Here is a 21,665-nt window from a genome sequence, read left to right as displayed (position 1 = left end):
GGCCGATGTCAGCCCGGATGCGTTCTGTTTCGAGTGTCCGTCAACGTGGCATGGCGGTGATCGTCGCCCTGCTTGTGGTGGCACTGGTGGCGGTGATTGCCACGGCACTGCTGACCCGGCAGTCGGCGCAGCTGCGTGCGTTGCGTGGTGACCAGCTACGCGCGCAGGTGCGCATGGCGGTGGACGTCACGCTGGAGCGTGCGGCGCAGCAGCTGCGTGAGGATGTAAAGGAACAGCTGACCACGGTGCGCAGCGGGCGCTGGGCGCGCCCGTTGGAACTGCAGGCGCCGTTGCCGGTGCAGCTGCAACTGGTCGATGCGCAGTCGATGTTCAACCTGCGCAACCTGCTGGCACATGGCAGGCCGGACCCCGAGGCGCGGCACGCGTTCATCGCGTTGTGTGCTGCACAGGGGCTGGGCCAGGGTGCCTGCGCATCCGCGGCGGACCACATCCAGGCGCGCCTGCGCGACGGTGACATCCAGGCACAGGCCCCACTGCCGCGCGAATCACTGATCGCGCAGGCACTGGCCGGTGCCGATCCGGTGGCACTGCAGGCGCTGGCGCGACGCACCGTGGTGCTGCCGGCGCAGACCCTGGTCAACGCCAATACCAGCGACCTGAGCGTTCTGCAGGCGGTGACGCCTGCGGTCGAGCCCGCACGGCTGCAGGCGCTGCTCGGTGAGCGCGACGGCGGTCATTGGCTGCTCAACCGCGGCGACATCGCCAATCGACTTCAACTGAGCAACGAACAGATGGCCGTGCTTCCCCTGGGTATCCATAGCGAGTGGTTCCTGGCCGTCGGCCAGGTGCAGGCTGACGGCAGCGCGGTTGATTTTCGCGCGCTGCTCTGGCGCGAGTACCGCGACGATGGCGTGCGTGTGCAACGCGTGTGGACGAGGATCGGCGCATGACCGTGCAGCTTCGGGTGCGCTTGCCGGCGCTTGAGCGTCTGCGCGCCGACAGCGCGGTGGACTGGGCGCAGCTGCACAAGGGCGAGGTGCTGGCTCACGGCCGCGACACGCTGGCGGCGCTGGGCCTGCGCCATCCGCAGGCTGCGGTGCATGCCTGCCTCGATCCGAACGACCTGATCCTGCTGGAACTGCAGTTGCCACCGTTGTCCGGGCGCCGTCTGCAGTCGGCGCTGCAGGGTGAGGTGGAGGCGATGCTGCTGGATGACCTGCAGGAGGTAGCGCTGGCCCACGGTGTGCAGGCGACGGACGGCACGGTTCCTGTGGCCTGGCTGGGCCAGCAGGCGCTCCTGCAGGCGCAGCAGCTGCTGGCTTCGTGTGCACTGCGGTTGCAGGCACTGTATCCGACGCCGCTGCTGCTGCCCTGGCAGGACGGTCATGCCACGCTGCAGGTCAGCGGCGAGCACCTGCTGGTACGCAGCGGGCGCGACCGGGGTTTCGTTCAATGGTATGGCGGACGTGATGCCTGTGCGGTGATGCATGCGTTGGCAGTGCGCCTGCAACAGGCCGGCATGCAGGCCGTGCAGTGGATCGATGGTGTGCCGCCCACGTGGCCGGACAGCCTGCCGGCCACCGCCATCCCCCATGAACGGCAGGCCTCTGGCCCCTTGCCAGGCTGGTCATTGCCGCTGCCCGGGGCGAGCCAGAAAGCGCCGCGGCTTGCGATCGGGCTGGCATTGGCGGCGATGTTGCTGGCCGCGCTCGGTCTGCAGCTGCAGGTCTCGCGGTGGCGAAGTGAGGGCGAGGCCCTGCAACAGGACATGGCACGCCAGTTCAGCGCACGCTTCCCGGAGGTCACCGATGTGGTGGACCCGGTGTTGCAGGCGAGGCGAGCACTTGCGGTGCCACCGCCGGCGCCGCCATTGCCGCCGCTGCAGCGCCAGGTTGCCAGCACGCTGCAGGCGGTCCCGGAGCTGGCGGGGCAGGTGCGCAGCCTGCATTACCAACCGGGCCAGCTGGACATGGAGCTGGATGCCGATGCCCAGGCATTGGCCGATGATCCACAGCGACTTGAGCGCTGGCAGCAGGCAGTGCAGGCGCAGGGCCTGCAGCTGGCGCGCGAAGCCGGTGGACGCCTGCGGGTGAACGGGGCTGGACAGTGACCACCCGAATCTTGCGACTGGGCGAGGGACTGGCAGGCCTGCAGCAACGCTGGCAACGCCTGCCACCGCGCGACCGGCTGATGCTGTGGGTGATGGTGGTGGCGCTGCTGGTGGCGGGTCTGTGGTCGTTGTGGCTGGAGCCCCTGCTGAAGCAGCGCACGCACTGGCAGGCCGAGCTACCGCGGCTGCAGGCACAGGCGCGTGTACTGGCACCACTGCTGCAGGCACGCGAGCGCCAGCAGCAGACGCAGGGGCAGCGCCCGACGATGGCCGGGTTGCGTGATGGAATCAAGTCAGCCGGCCTCGCCGACGGACTGCATATCGAAGCGCGCGACGGGCGTTGGCACCTGCAGGTGCACGCGGTGCCCGCTGACGCGCTGTGGAACTGGCTGCTGCCCGTGCTGGCCGATCCGGCCATCGAACTGCAGCAGCTGCAACTGACACGCACAGGGGATGCGAACATGCCGGCGGCGCGGATTTCCGGAAACATCGTGATGGCGCTCAACGTGGGTGCCCATCCATGAGGGCGATGCGCAGCCTTGCCTGCAGTACCGCACTGGCCTTGATCGTGTGCATGGCCCACGCACCGGCGTCGGTGCTGGCGCAGGACGCTCGCGATGAGCCGGTGCAGTTGAACCTGGTCGACACCGATATCGGTGGCGTGTTGCGCATGGCCGCACGCTTCACCGGCCGCCAGTTCCTGGTCGACCCACGGGTGACCGGCAAGATGACAGTGGTTTCCGATGGCCCGGTCAGCCGTACCCAGGCCTACCAGTTGCTGCTGGGCGCACTGCGCATGCGTGGCTTCGCCGTGGTAGAGAACGGCGGCATCAGCCGGGTGGTGCCGCAGGCCGATGCCAAGCTGTTGGGAGGACGCGTCGGCACTGGTGGTGCCGGCGGTGAGGTGACCACCCGCACCTTCGCGCTGCGCTACGAGAACGCAGCCGCGCTGGTGGCGGTGCTGCGGCCGATGATCAGTCCGGACAATCCGATCACCGCCAATCCGGGCAACAACACCCTGGTGATCACCGACTACGCCGACAACCTGGAGCGCATCGCACGGGTGATCGCAAGCGTCGATACACCGGCCGGCATGGATACCGATGTGGTGAAGCTGCAGCAAGGTATTGCCGTTGACGTCGCGGCGATGGTCGCGCCGCTGCTGGATGCGCAGGGCGCCGAGCCCACCCAGAAGGTGGTGGTGATGGCCGACCCGCGCAGCAACAGCGTGCTGCTGCGTTCCAGCAGCCCCGGGCGCACCCGCCTGGCGCGTCAGCTGGTGGAGAAGCTGGACCGTGCCCAGGATGAATCCGGCAACCTGCATGTGGTCTACCTGCGCAATGCCCAGGCCAACCAGCTGGCCGGTGTGCTGCGAGGCGTGGTGGCGGGTCAGAGCGATGCAGCGGCGATGGGCAGCAATGAAGGCATCACACCACTGCCGGGTGACGCCAACCGTTCCGCGCCCGCGCAGCCGTCGCAGCCGCAGCAGGCCAAGACCGGAGGCAATGCGCTGGAATCGCAGCGGCTGGACCCGAGCCGGCGTGACCCGATCGACGCAGGAAGCACCGGCTTCAGCCAGAACGGCATCTCGGTGCAGGCGGACGTGGCCACCAATACGCTGCTGATCTCGGCACCGGAGCCGGTGTACCGCAACCTGCGGCGTGTGATCGACCAGCTCGACCAGCGCCGTGCACAGGTGCTGGTGGAAAGCCTGATCGTGGAGGTCAACCAGACCGACGCGGCTGAGCTGGGCGTGCAGTGGATGCTGGGCAATGGACGCACCTTTGGTGGCACCCACTTCGGTGGTGCCACCGGCGGCAGCGGGCTCAATACCGGCGCGCGTACCACGCTGGACGTGCTGCCCAAGGATGGCCTGAAGATCGGCGTGATCGACGGCACCATCAACCTGCCCGGTGTCGGCCAGATCCTCAACATGAAAGCGCTGGCCACTGCGCTGCAGAGCAAGGGCGGTGCCAACATCCTGTCCACGCCGAACCTGATGACGCTGGACAACGAGGCGGCCAGCATCATGGTCGGCCAGACCGTGCCGTTCGTCAGCGGCCGCTACGTCACCGACGGCGGTGGCGGCAGCAACAACCCGTTCCAGACCATCGTGCGCGAGGACGTGGGCCTGAAGCTGCGCGTACGCCCGCAGATTTCCGAGGGCGGCACGGTGAAGCTGGACATCTACCAGGAAGTCAGCAGCATCGATGCGCAGAGTGCCAACAGTGCCGCCGGCATCATCACCAACAAGCGTGCGCTGGATACCAGTGTGCTGCTGGATGATGGCCAGATCATGGTGCTCGGTGGCCTGCTGGAGGACAACGTCAGCCATGGCCGTGATGCGGTGCCGGGCCTGGGTAGGATCCCGGTGCTGGGGGCGCTGTTCCGCAGTGATACGCGCAAGCGCTCCAAGACCAACCTGATGGTGTTCCTGCGCCCGCACGTGGTGCGTGACCCCGCCGCCGGCCAGCGTTTGACCCGCGACCGCTACGACTACATGCGCAATGCGCAGGCCGGTGCGCAACCCGTGCAGAGCTGGGCGTTGCCGGCGCTGTCGGCACCGCAGTTGCCGCCGCAGGACCTGTCTGTGCTCGGCCAGAGCAATGCGCGCGATGGCCAGGGCCAGCCGTTGCAGAACACCAGCCTGGCAGCGCTGTATCCGGCCGGTGACGGCGATGCTCAGCTGGTGCAGTTCGCACAGGGGCTGGACCCGGCGCGTGCCAGCCAGGGCGTGGCGCAGGTGCGGGCACTGGGCTTGCAGGCCTATGCCGAAGCGACGCCGGGCGAGAGCGGGCAGCGCCTGCGCGTGCGATTGCCGCGCGATCCGGCAACGCTGGACCCGGCACTGCAGCAGCTGCGTGGGCTGGGCTACACGCCGGAACTGGTGATTGGGCCGTGAGCGCCGCCGCGCCGCTGCCGTACGCCTGGGTGCGCAGCCATGGCGTGATGCTGTCCGAGGCCGGCGGCGAGCCGGTGCTGCTTGGCACCGCCGACACCGCGGCGTGGGCCGTGGCCGAGCTGCGCCGCCGGCATGGACCGCTGCCGTTCCAGACACTGGATGCCGCGACCTGGCAGCAGCGGCTGGGTGAGCAGTACCGTGACGGCGGTGATGCCGCTGCCGTGGTCGGTGCCGCCGAAAGCGAAGTCGACCTGGACCGGCTGATGCAGGACATGCCGGAGGTCACCGATCTGCTGGATGCGCAGGACGATGCGCCGGTGATCCGCATGATCAATGCGCTGCTGGCACAGGCTGCACGCGATGGCGCCAGCGATCTGCACATCGAGCCGTTCGAGACCCATTCGGTGGTGCGCTACCGGGTGGACGGCACGCTGCGCGACATGGTGCAGCCCCGGCGCGCACTGCATGCGGCGCTGGTGTCGCGCATCAAGATCATGGCCCACCTGGACATCGCCGAGAAGCGCCTGCCGCAGGACGGGCGCATCGCGATCCGTGTGGGCGGCCGGCCACTGGATATCCGTGTCTCCACGGTGCCGACGGGGCATGGTGAGCGTGCTGTGCTGCGCCTGCTGGAGAAGGATGCCGGCCGGCTGCAGCTGCAGCGACTCGGCATGGCCGATGACACCCTGGCCACGTTTACCGGGTTGATCCGGCAGCCGCACGGCATCGTGCTGGTCACCGGGCCGACCGGCAGCGGCAAGACCACGTCGCTGTACGCCGCACTGGGCCAACTCGACAGCAGCACCAGCAACATCCTCACCGTGGAAGACCCGGTGGAGTACGACTTCGCCGGCATCGGCCAGATCCAGGTCAACGCGCGCATCGGCATGAGCTTTGGCACCGCGCTGCGCGCGATTCTGCGTCAGGATCCGGACACGATCATGATTGGTGAGATCCGCGACCTGGAAACCGCACAGATTGCGGTGCAGTCGTCGCTGACCGGGCATGGCGTGCTGGCCTCGCTGCACACCAACGATGCGATCTCGGCGGTGACCCGCCTGGCCGACATGGGCGTGGAGCCGTTCCTGCTGGCTTCGTCGTTGCGCGGCGTACTGGCGCAGCGGCTGGTGCGGCGGCTGTGCACGCAGTGCCGTCGTGCCGAGGTGGACGGCGAGGGTCGCACCGTATGGCGCGCGGTGGGCTGCGCGGCCTGCGCCAACAGCGGCTATCGCGGACGCACCGGCATCCATGAGTTGTTCGTGGTGGACGACCGCGCGCGCGCGTTGATCCATGAAGGGCAGGGCGAACCTGCGCTACGCGAGGCGGCACGGCGTGCCGGCATGCGGACGTTGCGGCAGGACGGCCAGCGCTGGGTCGACAGCGGGGTGACCACGCTGGAAGAGATCCTGCGCGTCACCGGCGACGATTGAGACGACGATGGCACTGTTCGATTATCAGGCCGCCAACGCGCAGGGCCGCATCGAGAAGGGTCAGCTGGATGCCGACAGCCCGCGCGGTGCGCGCCAGCTGTTGCGCGGGCGTGGGCTGACGCCTGTGCAGGTCAGCGCGGCGCGCAGTGCCGGCAGTGGCTGGGGCGCTCGGCGGCTGTCCGCCAGCGAGCTGGCCTGGGCCACGCGCCAGCTGGCCAGTCTGCTGGCCGCCAGCCTGCCGTTGGAAGGCGCATTGAGTGCGGTGATCGAGCAGGCCGAGCGCCCGCACGTGGCCCAGGCACTCACCGCGGTACGCGCCGACGTGCGTGCCGGCCAGCGCCTGACCGTGGCATTGACCGCGCGGCCGCGCGATTTCCCACCGATTTATCGGGCACTGGTGGGGGCAGGTGAAGACTCCGGCGACCTGGCGCGAGTGATGGAGCGCTTGGCCGACTACATCGAAGAACGCAACGCGCTGCAGGCCAAGGTGCTGACCGCCTTCATCTACCCGGCGGCGATCAGCCTGGTATCGGTGGCGATCGTGATTTTCCTGCTCAGCTACGTGGTGCCGCAGGTGGTGACTGCGTTCGTGCAGGCGCGGCAGACGCTGCCGATGCTGACCCAGGTGATGCTGGCGGCCAGCGCCTTCGTGCGCAGCTGGGGCGTGTGGGTGGGTCTCGGCATCGCTGCGCTGGTGGTGGCCTGGCGGTTGGCCCTGCGCAGGCCCGAGTTGCGCCTGCGCTGGGACGCGATGCTGCTGCGGCTGCCGATGATCGGGCGCTTCGTGCTGGGGGTGAACAGTGCGCGCTTCGCCTCGACACTGGCGATCCTGCTGGATGCGGGCGTGCCGCTGCTGCGCGCGCTCGAAGCTGCCCGGCAGACGCTGAGCAATGCACTGCTGGCGCGCTGTGCCGATGATGTGTCCGCACGCGTGCGCGAAGGTGCGGCGCTTGGCTCTGCGCTGAAGGTGCAGAAGGTGTATCCGCCGATCCTGGTGCATCTGGTAGCCAGTGGCGAAAAAACCGGTTCGCTGGCGCCGTTGCTGGATCGCGCCGCACAGACCATCTCGCGCGAGATCGAGCGTCGCGCGATGGCACTGACCGCGCTGCTGGAGCCGACCATGATCCTGGTGATGGGCGGCGTGGTGCTGACGATCGTGCTGGCGGTGCTGATGCCGATCATGGAGATGAATCAGCTGGTGCAGTGATGCGCAAAGCGCAACACGGGTAGCGCCGGGCCATGCCCGGCGAGCGCGCAGCACGGCGTGCCTTCGATTCTCCACACAATCCTCCACACCTTTTTCCGATCTTCCACAGGTTTCTTAAGCGGCCTGTCATCGGCGCGGACCAGCATGGACACGTCGCCGCAGAGTGGGCTGGGAGGCCCTCGGCGGCAGCAGGCGTGTAGTGACCGTTCCTCCCTTGGTGTTTCCCTTCGCAGTAAACCCTTCAGGAGAAGATCATGAACAAGTACAAGACCCTGGCCGCGCTGGTTGCCACCGCGCTGCTGGCCACTGCCGGTGCCGCTTCGGCCCAGACCGCCGTCACCGGCGGCGGCGCCTCGCTGCCGGCCGACCTCTACAAGGGTTCGGCTGACAGCATCCTGCCGGCCAACTTCAGCTACGCCGTGACCGGCTCGGGTACCGGCAAGAAGGCCTTCCTGGAAAACAACTCGGCGCTGTTCTCCACCACCGGTACCGTGCACTTCGCCGGTAGCGATTCGGTGCTGAGCAGCACCGAGCTGAACACCTACAACAGCACCTACAACGTGTCCGGCGATGCCAACCGCTACGGCGCCCTGGTGCAGATCCCGTCGGTAGCCACCTCGGTCACGATTCCGTTCAACAAGGCCGGTTCGGCCGTTGACCTGTCGGTGACCCAGATCTGCGGCATCTTCTCCGGCAAGATCACCAGCTGGTCGAGCATCGACAGCGCCCGCAGCGGTGCCATCCAGGTGGTCTACCGTGGCGAGAGCAGCGGTACCACCGAGCTGCTGGCCCGCTTCCTGACCAGCGCCTGCAAGCCGGCCGACGTCTCCGGTACCGCGCTGAAGCTGACCAATGGCGTGCCGGCTTTCTCGGTGCAGTCGACCTTCGCCAACCTGTTCACCACGGTTCCGTCGAACTTCGTCGCTGCCCCGGCCACCGGCGGCACCTCGGTGTACAACGCCGTGTACGCTGCCGATGGCCGCATCGGCTACGTCGGCCCGGACGTGATCCCGAGCCTGACCGACGCCACCAAGGTCGCCAAGGTCAAGGGTTTCTCGCCGGACGAAGTGAGCGTGCAGGCGACCTTGGAAACCGTCGCTCCGCCGACCGATGCCGCCGCTGAGAACCCGGCCAACTGGGTGCCGGTGTTCGGCAACCCGAACGCGGGCTACCCGATCGCGGGCTACACCAACTTCGTGTTCGGCCAGTGCTACAAGAACGGCACCGTGGGCGCCAACATCCGCGGCTTCCTGACCCGCCACTACGGCAGCACGGTGATCAACGGCGTGGAGCAGGGCCCGAACGACGCCGCCATCCGCGCGCACAAGTTCATCCCGCTGACCAAGGCTTGGCGTGATGCGATCCGCACCCGCTTTGCGACCGCCACCAACGCCGGGGCCGTGAACAACCCCAGCACCTGCTCGGGCATCGGCCGTCCGCTGTAACTGCGATTGCTTTGGTAGTTGCAGGAAACGTACAAGGGCGCCGGCAGCAATGCCGGCGCCTTCTGCGTATGTCCGCTGCATGACAGTGATGCGCCTGTCGCCTTCACGCCGCCGCCACCGTCTATGAGGTGCAGGGCGTGCCTTGTGCAGGCCCATCCGTACACGCCGCCGCCAGCGCGGCCCATCAGGTTGACGAGGTCCCCGATGTCGCACCCGCATTCGCCCACCGCCCGTTTCCCTGCTGCCCTGTGGCGCAGCCACCCGATGGCCTGGGCCGTCGCAGTGGCCCTGGGCAGCGTGGTGGCTCCGGCCACTCAGGCCCAACAGGCGTTCAGCCCCGGCTGGTTCGCCGAGCGCGGTGCGGCGCAGGGCGCGGCCGCACAGAGCGGGCGCATGCCCAATGGTGTGCCGATCCAGTTCCAGCTACCCGCGCAGCAGCAGGATGCGGCACGGCAGAAGCTGCAGCAGTCGATCGACAACCTTGGTACGGCCGCGCAGGCCATCGCCCTGCAGCAGCGCCTGCAGGAACAGGCACGGCAGGCGCGCCGCGAGGCGGGATTCGTAGTGGCCGATGGCCTGGGCAAGGATGGCCTGAAGGTTGACGAGAATCCGTTGACGCGTGGCTGGATCAATGCGCGCGACGCGATCCAGTCGCAGGCGGCCGACGGGCGGGTGCTGGTCAACATCGAGCAGACCGCCGACCAGGCGATCCTGAACTGGGAAACCTTCAACATTGGTGGCAACACCACACTGAATTTCCTGCAGAACCCCGACTGGGCCGTGTTGAACCGGGTCAATGATCCCGCCGCAAGGCCCAGCCAGATCCTTGGCCAGCTGAAGGCCAATGGCACGGTGTTCGTGGCCAACCGCAACGGTGTGGTGTTCGGCAACAACAGCCAGGTCAATGTCCGCAATCTGGTGGCAGCGGCCGCACGCATCAGCGATGCGCAGTTCCGCGAGCAGGGCCTGTACAGTGCCGACGCGAACACCTCGGTGCTGACCGACGCCGTGGGCAAGGTCATGGTCGAACGCGGTGCGCGCATCACCACGCACGAACCGACCACGGCTACACGGGGCGGCGGTTATGTGCTGCTGGCTGGCCACAGCGTGGAAAACGCGGGCCAGATTGAAACCCGCAAGGGACAGACCCAGCTGGCCGCCGGTGACAGTTTCGTGATCCGTCGCGGCGTGGGAACCGCCCAGAACACCGCGTCCACCACCCGCGGCAATGAGATTGCCCCGCGCTTCGTCGCTGACAGCACGGCGGGCAGTGTTCGCAACAGTGGTCTGATCCAGGCGCGCGAAGGCGATGTCACGCTGGCCGGCCGCACCGTCGAGCAGGCCGGCGTTGCGGTTGCGACCACCACGTTGAACCAGCGCGGTACGGTGCACCTGTTGAACTCGGCGTCCGATGCGGCCGGCAGCGTGACCCTGGCCGCCGGCTCGACCACGGCAGTACTGCTGGAAGACGATGGCAAGAGCACGGCGCTGGACAGCCAGCGCAACGCGCTCATCAAGGAATCGGCCGAGCAGGACAAGCTGCGCGGTTCCAGCAACAGTGGCACCTTCGACAATCTCTCGCGCCTGCAGGACCGCCGTGAGCAATCCCGCATCGAAGTCGTCTCCGGCGGCGATGTGAACTTCCAGGCCGGTTCGCTGGCGGTGGCCACCGGCGGCCAGGTGATCGCCGACGCCAGCCGGCGCAGCTATCTGGATGATGGCGCGCGCGTGGACGTCTCCGGTGCGGTGGGTGTGCAGGTGGCGATGGAAAGCAACAACGTCAAGGTGAAGGTGCAGGGCAATGAGTTGCGCGATTCGCCGGACAACCGTGACAGCGGCAAGCTGATCAGCAGCGAGGTGTGGATCGACCGCCGCCAGTTGACCGAAGTTGCCGCCGGTACCGGCGGTTATGAAGGCACGCGCTGGTATGCCGGCGGCGGCCTGCTGGAAGTGGGTGGCTACCTGGACAATCAGGGGCATTCGATCAGCGAATGGGCGGCGCAGGGCGGCACCGTCCAGCTGGCAGGCAAGGAAGTGGTCAGCCACGCCGGTTCGCGCATCAATCTGGCCGGTGGCAGCCTGGATGTGCAGTCCGGCGTGGTGCAGCAGAGCTGGCTGCGGGGCCGCGACGGGCAGTTGTACCGGCTTGATGATGCACCGGCCGAGATGCTGTACGACGGTCTGTACCAGGGCTATGAAGTGAAGCAGGAGCGGTGGGGGGTGACCGAATCGTTCCGCAATCCGCTGGTGGCACCCACCCAGCGTTTCGACAATGGCTATACCGTGGGACGCGATGCTGGCCGCCTGTTGATCTCGGCGCCCACGGCCGTTCTGCAGGGCCAGGTGGATACGGTGGCCTTCCAGGGCGCACAGCAGACGCGCCGGCCCGATCAGGAGCAGGAGGGCTACGCGCAGGCACAGACGGCGGTGGCCCGCAACGCCCAGCTCTGGCTCGGGCGTTTCGACAACAGCGGGCGCAGCGCGGTGTTCGACTCGAATGTCCGCATTGGAGCGCTCCAGGCCGACACCCGGCCGTGGACGCTGCAGGCGCCAGTCGGGGAAGCACAGCGCAATACCGTGTGGTTGGACAGTGAGGTGCTGAGCGCCCAGCGATGGGGGCAGGTGGACCTCGCATCGGCCGGTCGTATCGACCTCGATGGCACGCTCAGGTTGCAGGAGGGCGGCCGGCTTGGACTCACCGCAAGCCGCGTCAACTTTGGTGGAACGGTGCAGATTGCCGGCGGGCAGGTGGAAGCCGGAAATCTGCTTGCGGCGCTTGGCGGGCCCACGGCATTGCTGACGTCCGGACGTGGTGCGGTGGATGTTGCGGCTGGCGCACGGATCGATCTTGGCGGCGGTTGGGGCAACGCGCTTGCTGCGCCGGATGGCGGTCCCGCACAGGCGTGGATCGACGGCGGACAGGTGCGCTTCAACAGCAGCCACGATATCCATGTGGGCGAGCGGGCCGCGATTCTGGTCGATGGCGGCGGCGCGATCGATGCCAGTGGCAAGGGGCGCGTAGGCAAGGGTGGCAGTGTCAGCCTGCTCGCGGCCAGCACCGAGGTTGGCACTGACGGCAGCGGACGGATCCGTATCGGCGAGGACGCACGCTTCAGCGCGCTCGGCAATGGCAGCGGCAACTTCACGTTGGCAACCGGCGGTGTGGTGTCCATCGGCGCGCCTGGCACGGATGCATCGGCGGCGTCGCTGCGACTGCAGCCAGCACTGTTCAGGAGTGGGTTTGCCGGCTATGACATCGCCGGTCACAACGGATTGACGGTTGAAGAAGGTACCCAGCTGCAGGTGGAACGACCGGCGCTGCGGCTGGCCGAAGGCGCACAGCAGGCACTGACCCGCGAGCTGGGCGTGCAGGCCTGGACGCCGTCGCTGTATGAGGCCGATCCGAGCAGCGGGCGTGTGTCGCAGCGCGGCGGTGCGCGCCTGACACTGCGCGCCGGGCATCTGCTGTCCACGGCCGATCTGCGCGTTGGCAAGGGCGCCAGGATCGAGGTCGACCCGGGCCAGTCGATCGAACTGTTCAGCGCCGGCAACGTGAAGGTGGCCGGCAACCTGAAGGCGGCCGGCGGCCGCATCCGCCTGGACGAGGCATTCGATCCGTCGGGCGTACGCGGCGATGCACGCCGCGAGCGCCAGTGGACGATCGCCGATGGCGCACTGCTTGACGTGAGCGGCGATAGCGTTTCCCTGCCCGACGCGCGCCGGACATTGCGCGGCCAGGTGCGCAAGGGCGGAGCGATCGAGATCGGCGGGGCGCTGGACTGGGAAGACCGGGACAACGTACGCCACCTGCCGCCCGATACCTTCGTGGTGGTGGAGCGCGGTGCGCGGCTGGACGCGTCCGGTGCTTCGGCGCTGCTGGACATTGATGGCAGCGGGCGCACCCGGGTGGACAGCGATGGCGGCAGCATCGTGCTGCGCGCGGGCAATGCGCTGTACCTGCAGGGCGAACTGGACGCAGCAGCGGGCGGCGACGGCGCGCGCGGCGGCACCCTCGGTGTTGCCTTTGGGGGCGGCACCTACGGCAGAACGGCAGTGGGCAAGGACGTGCTGGCGCCGCGGGTGATCTCGCTGACCCAGCACGCCGCGCAGACGGCGGACCTGCCTGCACGCCTTGAGTACGGCCATGCGGCACTGTCGGTGGAGCAGATCGAGGCCGGTGGTTTCGATCATCTGGCCCTGTTCGGCGACTTCCGCGTCCAGGGAGATGTCAATCTGCGCCTGGACCAGAGCCTGCGCATCCATGGCATGAATGAGCGCGCCCTGGGGTTTGCGGAAGGCAACAGCGAGGGCAGCCGCCTGTTGCTGAGCGCGCCCTACGTGCGCCTTGCGCAGGGACGCTGGTGGCAGCCGGCGGGGGAGGGCACGCTGCGGCCGGTCGAGGCGCGGTTCGACGAAGGGAAGCAACATCGTTTCGATGTGAAGGCGAACCTGATCGACCTGCGCGACGTTAGCTGGCTGGCGGGCTTCGACCATGTCAACCTGGACAGCCGTGGCGACATCCGCCTGCTGGCACCGGGAGCCAGCAGCGCCCAGGAAACTTCGTTGTCGTCCCCGGGTTCGATCGATATCAGTGCAGCCCGTCTGTACCCGGCGGCCCGGGCGCGCGGGCGCATCGTCGCTGGCGTTGCGGACATCGGTCCGTCGGGACAGCCTGCCTGGCAGAACCCGGAGGCTGTATTGCGCATCCACGGCGTTGGCAGTGCCACGCAACCGGCACCGGATTCGGCATTCGGCCGCCTGGAACTGGTCGCGGCGACGGTGGTGCAGGGCGGCAACGTGCAGGCGCCGTGGGGCCGCGTCCAACTGGGTGGCGGTGAAAGAAACACCAATCGCGCCAGCCGCGTCGACCTGCTGGGTGGCAGCGTGACCTCGATCAGTGGCGCCGGCCTGGCGCTTCCGTTTGGCGGTACCGTGGACGGTGTGACATGGCGCCGGAACGGCGCCGAGTTCGATGTGCTGGTTCCTGGATCGATCGATGCCCCGATCGGTGTGGACATCGTCGCCAACGCCTTCAACGGTGCCGCAGGCAGCATCGTGGATGTCTCCGGCGGAGGTGAGTTGACCGGCGCTGCGTTCGTCGCCGGGCGCGGTGGCTCGGTCGATGTCCTGCGGCATTCGTTGGCGGATGCCAATCCACGCTATGGCTTCAGTCGCGCGGGCAATGCGGTCTACGCAATCGTGCCGGGCCGAGCGGACGTGCAGGCACCGCTGGCGACCGGTGACGGCAGCGTCGATCCCCGTGTCGGCCAGGAGATCGTCATTCCGGACGGCGTGCCTGGACTCCCGGCGGGAAACTACACGTTGCTGCCGGCGAACTACGCATTGCAGAAGGGCGCATTCCGCGTCGAGATCGGCGCCGAGAGCGCGCTGGGCAACGTCTCGCCGGTGGCGACCGGCACCGGCTCCTGGCGCATCAGCGGGCACCGCGCGCAGGGCCTGGGCGGGGCGGTGTCGCCGTTGCTCACCGACCTGGTGCTGACACCAGCGGAGGCGGTTCGCCGCCACGCCGGCTACAACGAAACCTCCTACAACGCGTTCGTGCAGGGCGTGGCCGAGCGGCGTGGCGAAGCGCTGCGCTGGCGGACGGTGGATGCCGGGAGCCTCAACCTGGTGTTCGGTGAAGGCGCAGGACGGTCGGGTACCCCGGCGGCAACCTTCCTCGGCCTGTCCCGCTTTGGCGCCGGCAGCAGTGACGGGCTCGGCGGCACGCTCTCGGTCAATCTGCGTGTCTCCAATGGTGCAACGCTGGAGATCGCCAGCGAGGGCGCCGATGCCGCCAGCGGGCGCGGCGCTACCGTCTCCGATACCACGCTCAATGCATTCCGTCCGGTAACGATGCTGATCGGCGGCACGCTGCGGCGCGATGCAACCACCTATGCGCTGGAGGGCGGCGCACAGCACATCGTGGTGCGCAACGGCGTCAACCTGACGGCGCAGGAAGTGCTGCTGTCGGCCGCGTTCGGAGGCAGGGGTATCCTGGTCGAGCAGGGCGTTTCGATCGACACCCTGTCCCAGTCGGGCCCGTCGAGCGTGGCGCAGCCCACGGCGCCCTACCTGGTCGCGGGCGGCCTGCTTGCCGTGTCCAACCAGCGCCTGACGGCGCTCAGTGCACAGGGCGGAAGTGCCGGCGGGCCGGTAGCGATCGACATCGGCGGTTGCGAGGCGGACTGCAGTGGGCAGACCCGCTTGCTGTCGGCGGGCAGCATCAACGTGGTCACCGACGGCGCCTTGAACATGGGTGACTCGCTGAGCTATGGCACGCGCCAGCTCGGCCTGGGCATGTCCGCACTCAACCTGGGCAGCACCGAGGCCATTGCGATGGCGTCGGCGGCCGGCGGCCTGCCCACGGGCATGACCATGAACCAGGAGGTGCTGCAGCGGTTGCTGCGCGGAAACACCGCCATCGGCGCTCCCGCACTGGAGGCGCTCAGCCTGACCGCGCGTGATGCCATCAACGTGTTCGGCAGTGTCGACCTGGATACGCGCGATGGCGCGACCGGTCGCAGCAGCCTGCGCAATCTGGTGCTGGGTGCGCCGGCCATCCACGGCTATGCTGCCGCCACCGACCGCGCGCGCATCTTCGCCGACACGCTGGTCTGGGATGGGACATTGGCCGGCACCGACCTGCCCGGCGGCGAGCTGGCACAACCGCCCGGCGAGGCGATGGTGGGCCGGCTCGGCCAAGGGCAGCTGGAGATCAATACACGGGTGCTGGAACTGGGGCGTGCGCCGTTCACCCGCCCCAACTCGTCTGTGGCGGCCGGTCGCCAGGTGCTCGGCTTTGCCGGCGTTACCCTGGCAGCGTCGGACCGCATGCTGTTCTCGGGCAAGGGCAGCCTCGATGTGTTCCAGCAGCAGGGCGACTATCTGCCAGGCAGCGGCTGGCAGTTCAGTGGCGGCGCGCTGGACATCGTCACTCCCCTGCTGACCGGTGATGCCGGTGCGCAGCTGGCAATCCGCAATGGCGGTACGGTGCAGCTGCGCGGCGCCGCGGCGACCGCGGGCAGCGATGCGTTGGGTGCCGAGTTGTCCATCACGGCCGAACGCGTTGTGATCGACAGCAGGGTGGCGCTGGCGTCCGGCAGGTTCGAGGCCAACGCACGCCAGGGCGTGGTGCTTGGCAGCAATGCAGTGCTGGACATGGCAGGGCGCAAGGTCAGCCTGTTCGACGTGGACAAGTACAGCTGGGGCGGTGACGTGGCGCTGTCGAGCCGCGAAGGTGACATCGTTGCCGACGCGGCGTCGCGGATCGATCTTTCCGCCCGCAACAACCGCGGCGGCCGCTTGACCGTTGCTGCGCTGGGCCCGCAGGGCGGCCGTGTCGATCTGGCAGGTTCGTTGCTTGGCGGTGCCAGCGGCCGCTACGACGCCGGTGGCACCGAAGTGCCCTATGACGGTGGCGAAGTGGTGGTGCGCGCACGCCAGTTGCAGGACTTCTCCGGGCTCAATACACGGCTTACCGCCGGTGGTATTACCGGTGGCCGGACCTTCCAGTTGAGCGAAGGCGACCTGGTGATCGGCGATGAGGTGAAGGCCCGCAACGTTGATATCAGCGTCGATGGCGGCAGCCTGCAGGTCAATGGCCGCGTTGATGCCAGTGGCGAACAGGTCGGCAGCATCCGCCTGTCCGCCCGCGACGTGCTGCGTATCGATGGCACATTGGACGCGCATGGCAGCGCCTTGCGCGTGGACAGCTACGGCAAGATCATCGACAGCCCGAACCGGGCCATGATCGAACTGACCTCGGCCAACGGCAGCCTGCAGTTGGGTGCGGCTGCCTCGATGGACCTGCGCGCCGGCACGTCGGTGGCGACCGGTAGCGGCCCGGGCCAGAACGACGCCCGCGCGCGCGGCAGCGTCAAGCTCAACGTGCCCCGCGTGGGCAGCAACGATGCAGCAATCGAAGTGGCCAGCGGCATCCGCATTGCCGGCGCCGGCGACCTCCAGGTCAACGCCTTCCGCAGCTATGATTCGGCGCCTTTGGCCAGCGCTCCGGACGTGCATGGCCATCGTCCGCAGGTGATCAACCAGCAATGGTTGGATACGGTGGTGGATCCGGACAACAGCCAGTGGATGAACGCCGCGCTGGCCAATACCGTATTGCAGCAGCGCATCTCCGCACTGGGCAGCTATCGCCTGCGCCCCGGTGTGCAGATCATGGCGCGAACCAGCAGTGACAACCCGCGCGGTGATCTGGTCGTGGCCGGTGATATCGATCTGTCCGGCTACCGCTACGGACCGCAGTCGAACCGGGCCGATCCTGCGCGCCGTGGCTTCGGTGAGTCGGCCGCGCTGGTACTGCGTGCCGAGGGCGACGTCAATGTCTACGGCAGCATCAACGATGGGTTCGCGCCACCGCCTGCCAATCCCGATGAAGACGGCTGGGTGTTGCTGGAAGGACGCAGTACGGGTTCACCGAACACCGCGTTTGGCGGTGACCTGATCGTGCCGGGCGAGGGTGTCCAGCTCCAGGGCGGCACCGAGTTCCGCGCCGGTGCCACGCTGAATTATGCGCTGCCCTTCGAGGCGGTAACCCTGCCGGCCGGAACCGTGCTACCGGCGGAGATGGTGTTGTCCGGGCCGCTGCTGCTGCCGGCCGGTACCGTGCTGGGCGCGGTAGTGACCACAGACAGCGGACAGGTGATGGTGGCCGGCACCGTGCTGGCACAGGCGCTGGCGTTGCAGCCCGGTGCCCGACTGGGTGCCGGTTTCCGCCTGCGCACGCCGGCGCCGTTGGCCGCACAGGTGTGGCCGGCCGGCGTCGCCCTGCCCATGGCGATGAAGCTTTCAGGCGCGCTGAACCTGCATGCCGGTGCGATCATCCCGTCGATGACCAAGGTGGAGCTGCCAGGCGATGCACCGGTGAAGCTGCGGGCGGCCGATGCCAGCGGACGCCAGGGCCGCAACTGGGCGCTGGCGGCCATGCTGCCCGAAGGCACCACCTCGTGGGACCTGACCGCGGTGGCCGGTGCTGATACGACCGCCGCCGATCCGCGTACCCGGCGCTGGGGGAGTGACGGCAGCATCGTGCTGGCCGACAGCCACTACAGCACCATCGGTACGGTGACCACGACGACGGAATGGAAGGGCGACCGCGTGATCACCGTGGATGGCTCGCTGGATCTATGGGGCGATGAGTCGTGGGTCGGAAAACCCGTAGCGGATCTCGCTCGGGAGCTTGGCATGACCGAGAGCGATGTCTGTGATTCCGGACCCTACTGCGGTCCGGCCCCGCGCCTGGTCGACAAGGAAGGCTCGCTGGCATGGTGGGGCGATGAATCGTGGGTCGGCCGCCCGGCTACGGAGCTCGGGGCCGAGATGGGCATGTCGGAGGAAGAAATCTGCGCGGCGATGGGCTACTGCTATGGCGGCGGCACGTTGACTGAAGTCACGACCTATGGCAAGCGCCTGGGTGCACCGGCCTGGAGCGTCCTGCGCACCGGCAAGGGTGACCTGGCGCTGCTGGCCGCGCAGGATGTGCGCATGAAGTCCGGTTTCGGTGTGTACACCGCAGGTGCGCCGACGGCGCTGGGTGATGGCCGTGACACGCAGTTCACCCCGGGGCGGGCCCCAGTGCCCAGGAACACCGCGCTGCTGGGCCCGGTCCAGGCGTCCGGCCGCTACGATGCCGCCATCGCCACTTACCAGGCGTGGTATCCCGACCAGGGTGGCAATCTGCACGTGCAAGCGGGCCGCGATATCACCGGTGATACCTGGAGCGCGCGCGCAGAGGCGGGCACGCCGCAGCGCGACCAGGCCGGGCATTCCAGCGCCGCGGTGGGCAACTGGTTGTGGCGCCAGGGATCGGGCACGACTGCTGGTGTAGTGCAGAGCGCAACCAGCTGGTGGATCAATTTCGGTACCTACAGCACGGTGGGCCCTGAGCTGGATGCGACGCCTCGCCTGGTCGGCTTTACCGGTTTCGGCACGCTGGGCGGCGGTAATCTGTCCCTGGAAGCAGGCCGCCACTCGGGCGTGATCGCGCCGATGGGCAATGCTCTGGGATTGTTGACGGCGCCCCATTCCAGCGCGATCGTCGCGGCGGTCGGGTCGACCGGACGGGTCAGCAACGGTGAATTGCATCTGACGGGGGGCGGAGACCTGACGCTGCGAAGCGGCGGAGCGGTCAACCCCGGCCTGCGCGCAAGCGCGCAGCAGCCCGAGGGTTTCCAGCAGGATCTGGATCTCAACGGCACCGTGACCAATCTACGCGGCAGCACGCTGCTGCAGGCGGCGCGCATCGGCGGTCTCAGCGCGATACAAAGCAGCTACGGCACGTTGGGCCTGCACAATCCGTTCGTGGCCGACGCACCCGTTGCGATGGCCGGGCCGGTGCTGGTGCTGGGCGATTCCACCGCCCAGGTGCAGGCGCGCGGCGATGTGGTACTGGGTAGTGCCGCCGATCCCGGCCGGGTTCCCGTGGCCAACTTCAACGATATCCTGCTGGAAGGGGGCGGCCACGCGTCGGGCACAAGCTGGTTCTCGCTGTGGACGCCGCGCACCGCGCTCGACCTGTTCTCCGCAGGCGGAAATCTCTCGCCGGGCCTGGTTGGCACGCAGCACACGACCGGCAGCAACCAGGGTAGGGAGGTGATCAGGATCAACCCCAGCAATGGCGATGCCTATCTCAACTACTGGTTGTATCCCTCCCGGTTCACGGCCATCGCGGCCTCCGGGAACATCAATCTCGCCAGTCTGCGCAGTGGCAGCGTGCCCGATGCCCAGGACGTCATCGTGCTGGCGCCCTCGGCGTCGGGTCGGCTGGAGGTATTGGCGGGAGGATCGATCCTGGCTACCGACCGGGCCACTCAGATTGTGCGCTCAAGCAGTGATGCCCGTGTCCCCGGCCCATTCAATCCCGGCTTCATCGCGCAAGGCCCCGGAAACGCAGGAACCGTGCGCAGCAATGTACCCGCGGACGGGAACGGCGCCAGTCCTGGCACTACGCTGCCGTACTTTGCCTTCGGTCCCAATACCGCGCTCGGCGTGCTGTTGCCAACCACACCGACCGTGGCCAGCCGGTTCTATGCAGTGGCCGGCGATATCATCGGGCTGGGAAGCGGCGACAGGCGGCAACTGTCGCGCAATGCCGAGAACGGCGCGCGTACCGTATTCGACTGGTACGAAGCGGGCTCGGCGGTACAGCTGCGCGCCGGTCGCGATGTGATCGGCGCGGATGTCACCGCGCTCAACACCAGCGGTACCGATATCAGCGGGATCGAAGCGGGCCGGGACATCATCCGCAGCAACCTGACGGTTGCCGGCCCCGGCAACGTCGAAGTGAGTGCGGGCCGGCAGCTGCGCCAGGAAGAGGCCGGAAGCATCGTGAGCCTGGGCGGCGTCGTGCAAGGCGATGCCCGTCCCGGCGCCAGCATCGCAGTGACTGCCGGCAACCAGGGCATTGATTTCGATGCACTGCGCACGCACTACCTGGATCCGGCCAACCTCGCCGATTCCTCGCAGTCGTTGGCTGCGCAGCCGGGCAAGGCGGTGAAGATCTACGACAAGGAGTTGAGGGAGTGGCTGCAGCAGCGCTTCGGTCTGGCGGTTGATGGCGCCGAGGCCCTGGCAGCATTCGACCGGCTGCCGAAGGAACAGCAGCGCATCTTCCTGCGCCAGATCTACTACGCCGAGCTGCGCGAAGGCGGACGCGAGTACACCGATGCCGAAGGGCCGCGCTTCGGTTCGTACCTCCGTGGGCGCGAGGCCATCGCCACGCTGATGCCGGACAAGGATGCGACGGGGGCGACGATCCAGCGCACCGGCGACATCCTGATGTACGGAGGCTCCGGCGTGCGTACCGAAGCCGGCGGCAACATCGAGCTGATGGCGCCGGGCGGACAGATCGTGGTGGGTGTGCAGGGCGTGGTGCCGCCGGCCAGTGCCGGGCTGGTGACCCAGGGGCAGGGTGACATCCGTCTGTTCAGCCAGGACAGCGTTCTGCTGGGGCTGTCTCGGGTGATGACAACGTTCGGCGGAGACATCCTGGCCTGGTCGGAGCAGGGTGACATCAACGCCGGTCGTGGTTCGCAGACCACGTTGTTGTACACGCCACCGCGTCGCGTCTATGACGGCTGGGGCAACGTGATCCTGTCGCCGCAGGCCCCGGCCAGTGGTGCAGGTATCGCAACGTTGAACCCCATTGCCGAAGTACGACCGGGCGACGTCGACCTGATCGCGCCGCTGGGCACCATCGATGCGGGCGAGGCTGGCATCCGCGTCTCGGGCAACATCAACCTGGCCGCGCTGCAGGTGCTCAACGCCGCCAACATCCAGGTACAGGGTGAAAGCAAGGGCCTGCCCGTGCTGGCCACGGTGAACGTCAACGCGCTGGCCTCGGCCAGTGCAGCAGCCAACAGCGCCAGCCAAGCGGCACAGGATGTGATGCGCAAGAGCCAGGATGATGCGCGGCGCAACCAGCCATCGGTGATCAGTGTGCAGATCCTCGGCTTCGGCAGCGGCACCAGCAGCATCAACCCGCCGGCGCGTGGCAATACTGCCAACGCTGGCTATGACGCCAACAGTGCCTTCCAGTTCCCGCAGGCAAGTCGCGACGAGGGCACACAGCGCCGGTAGGCCTCTTGCAAGC

At 68.0% G+C, this 21,665-nt stretch carries 8 protein-coding genes; all 8 read left to right on the top strand.

The window, feature by feature from the left end; genetic code table 11:
* Nucleotides 1-5 precede the first annotated feature (5 nt).
* The 8 genes from gspK to AC5P6X_RS12010 all read left to right on the top strand — a co-directional run bounded on the left by gspK (nt 6) and on the right by AC5P6X_RS12010 (nt 21,652).
* On the top strand, nt 6-911 hold the full coding sequence (gene gspK / locus AC5P6X_RS12045) for a type II secretion system minor pseudopilin GspK (RefSeq protein ID WP_043396242.1): 906 nt from the start codon (nt 6-8) through the stop codon (nt 909-911).
* Nucleotides 908-2,071, top strand: a complete 1,164-nt coding sequence (gene gspL / locus AC5P6X_RS12040) for a type II secretion system protein GspL (RefSeq protein ID WP_043396239.1) — start codon at nt 908-910, stop codon at nt 2,069-2,071. The genes gspK and gspL overlap by 4 nt, the downstream gene beginning before the upstream one ends.
* Nucleotides 2,068-2,595 carry a type II secretion system protein M gene (locus AC5P6X_RS12035; protein ID WP_010485333.1) on the top strand — a complete coding sequence of 176 codons (528 nt, stop codon included), beginning with the start codon at nt 2,068-2,070 and terminating at the stop codon, nt 2,593-2,595. Before gspL ends, AC5P6X_RS12035 begins: the two co-directional genes overlap by 4 nt.
* The gene (gene gspD / locus AC5P6X_RS12030) at nt 2,592-4,973 is read left to right on the top strand and encodes a type II secretion system secretin GspD (protein WP_043396236.1); all 2,382 of its coding nucleotides are present in this window, start codon (nt 2,592-2,594) and stop codon (nt 4,971-4,973) included. Before AC5P6X_RS12035 ends, gspD begins: the two co-directional genes overlap by 4 nt.
* Nucleotides 4,970-6,403 carry a type II secretion system ATPase GspE gene (gene gspE, locus AC5P6X_RS12025; RefSeq protein ID WP_019659863.1) on the top strand — a complete coding sequence of 478 codons (1,434 nt, stop codon included), beginning with the start codon at nt 4,970-4,972 and terminating at the stop codon, nt 6,401-6,403. The genes gspD and gspE overlap by 4 nt, the downstream gene beginning before the upstream one ends.
* 7 nt (nt 6,404-6,410) lie before the next feature.
* Nucleotides 6,411-7,610 (top strand): type II secretion system inner membrane protein GspF, encoded by a 1,200-nt coding sequence (gspF, locus tag AC5P6X_RS12020; RefSeq protein WP_099559520.1) that lies wholly within the window; start codon nt 6,411-6,413, stop codon nt 7,608-7,610.
* Between the two features lie 254 nt (nt 7,611-7,864).
* Complete coding sequence (locus tag AC5P6X_RS12015; protein ID WP_010485337.1) at nt 7,865-9,055, top strand: substrate-binding domain-containing protein; 1,191 nt, start codon at nt 7,865-7,867, stop codon at nt 9,053-9,055.
* 204 nt (nt 9,056-9,259) lie between these two features.
* Nucleotides 9,260-21,652 carry a filamentous hemagglutinin family protein gene (locus AC5P6X_RS12010; RefSeq protein ID WP_495215477.1) on the top strand — a complete coding sequence of 4,131 codons (12,393 nt, stop codon included), beginning with the start codon at nt 9,260-9,262 and terminating at the stop codon, nt 21,650-21,652.
* Nucleotides 21,653-21,665 lie beyond the last annotated feature (13 nt).

Source organism: Stenotrophomonas sp. YJH_SMC_40 (assembly GCF_059368615.1).
Note: the sequence above shows the minus strand (reverse complement) of the source record. Positions and strands in the feature narration are given on the sequence as shown.

What these genes read in the sequence shown, in the direction of transcription:
- gspK (WP_043396242.1), top strand. Translation starts at nt 6, where the DNA reads ATGTCAGCCCGGATGCGTTCTGTTTCGAGTGTCCGTCAACGTGGCATG.
- gspL (WP_043396239.1), top strand. Translation starts at nt 908, where the DNA reads ATGACCGTGCAGCTTCGGGTGCGCTTGCCGGCGCTTGAGCGTCTGCGC.
- gspD (WP_043396236.1), top strand. Translation starts at nt 2,592, where the DNA reads ATGAGGGCGATGCGCAGCCTTGCCTGCAGTACCGCACTGGCCTTGATC.
- gspF (WP_099559520.1), top strand. Translation starts at nt 6,411, where the DNA reads ATGGCACTGTTCGATTATCAGGCCGCCAACGCGCAGGGCCGCATCGAG.
- AC5P6X_RS12015 (WP_010485337.1), top strand. Translation starts at nt 7,865, where the DNA reads ATGAACAAGTACAAGACCCTGGCCGCGCTGGTTGCCACCGCGCTGCTG.
- AC5P6X_RS12010 (WP_495215477.1), top strand. Translation starts at nt 9,260, where the DNA reads ATGTCGCACCCGCATTCGCCCACCGCCCGTTTCCCTGCTGCCCTGTGG.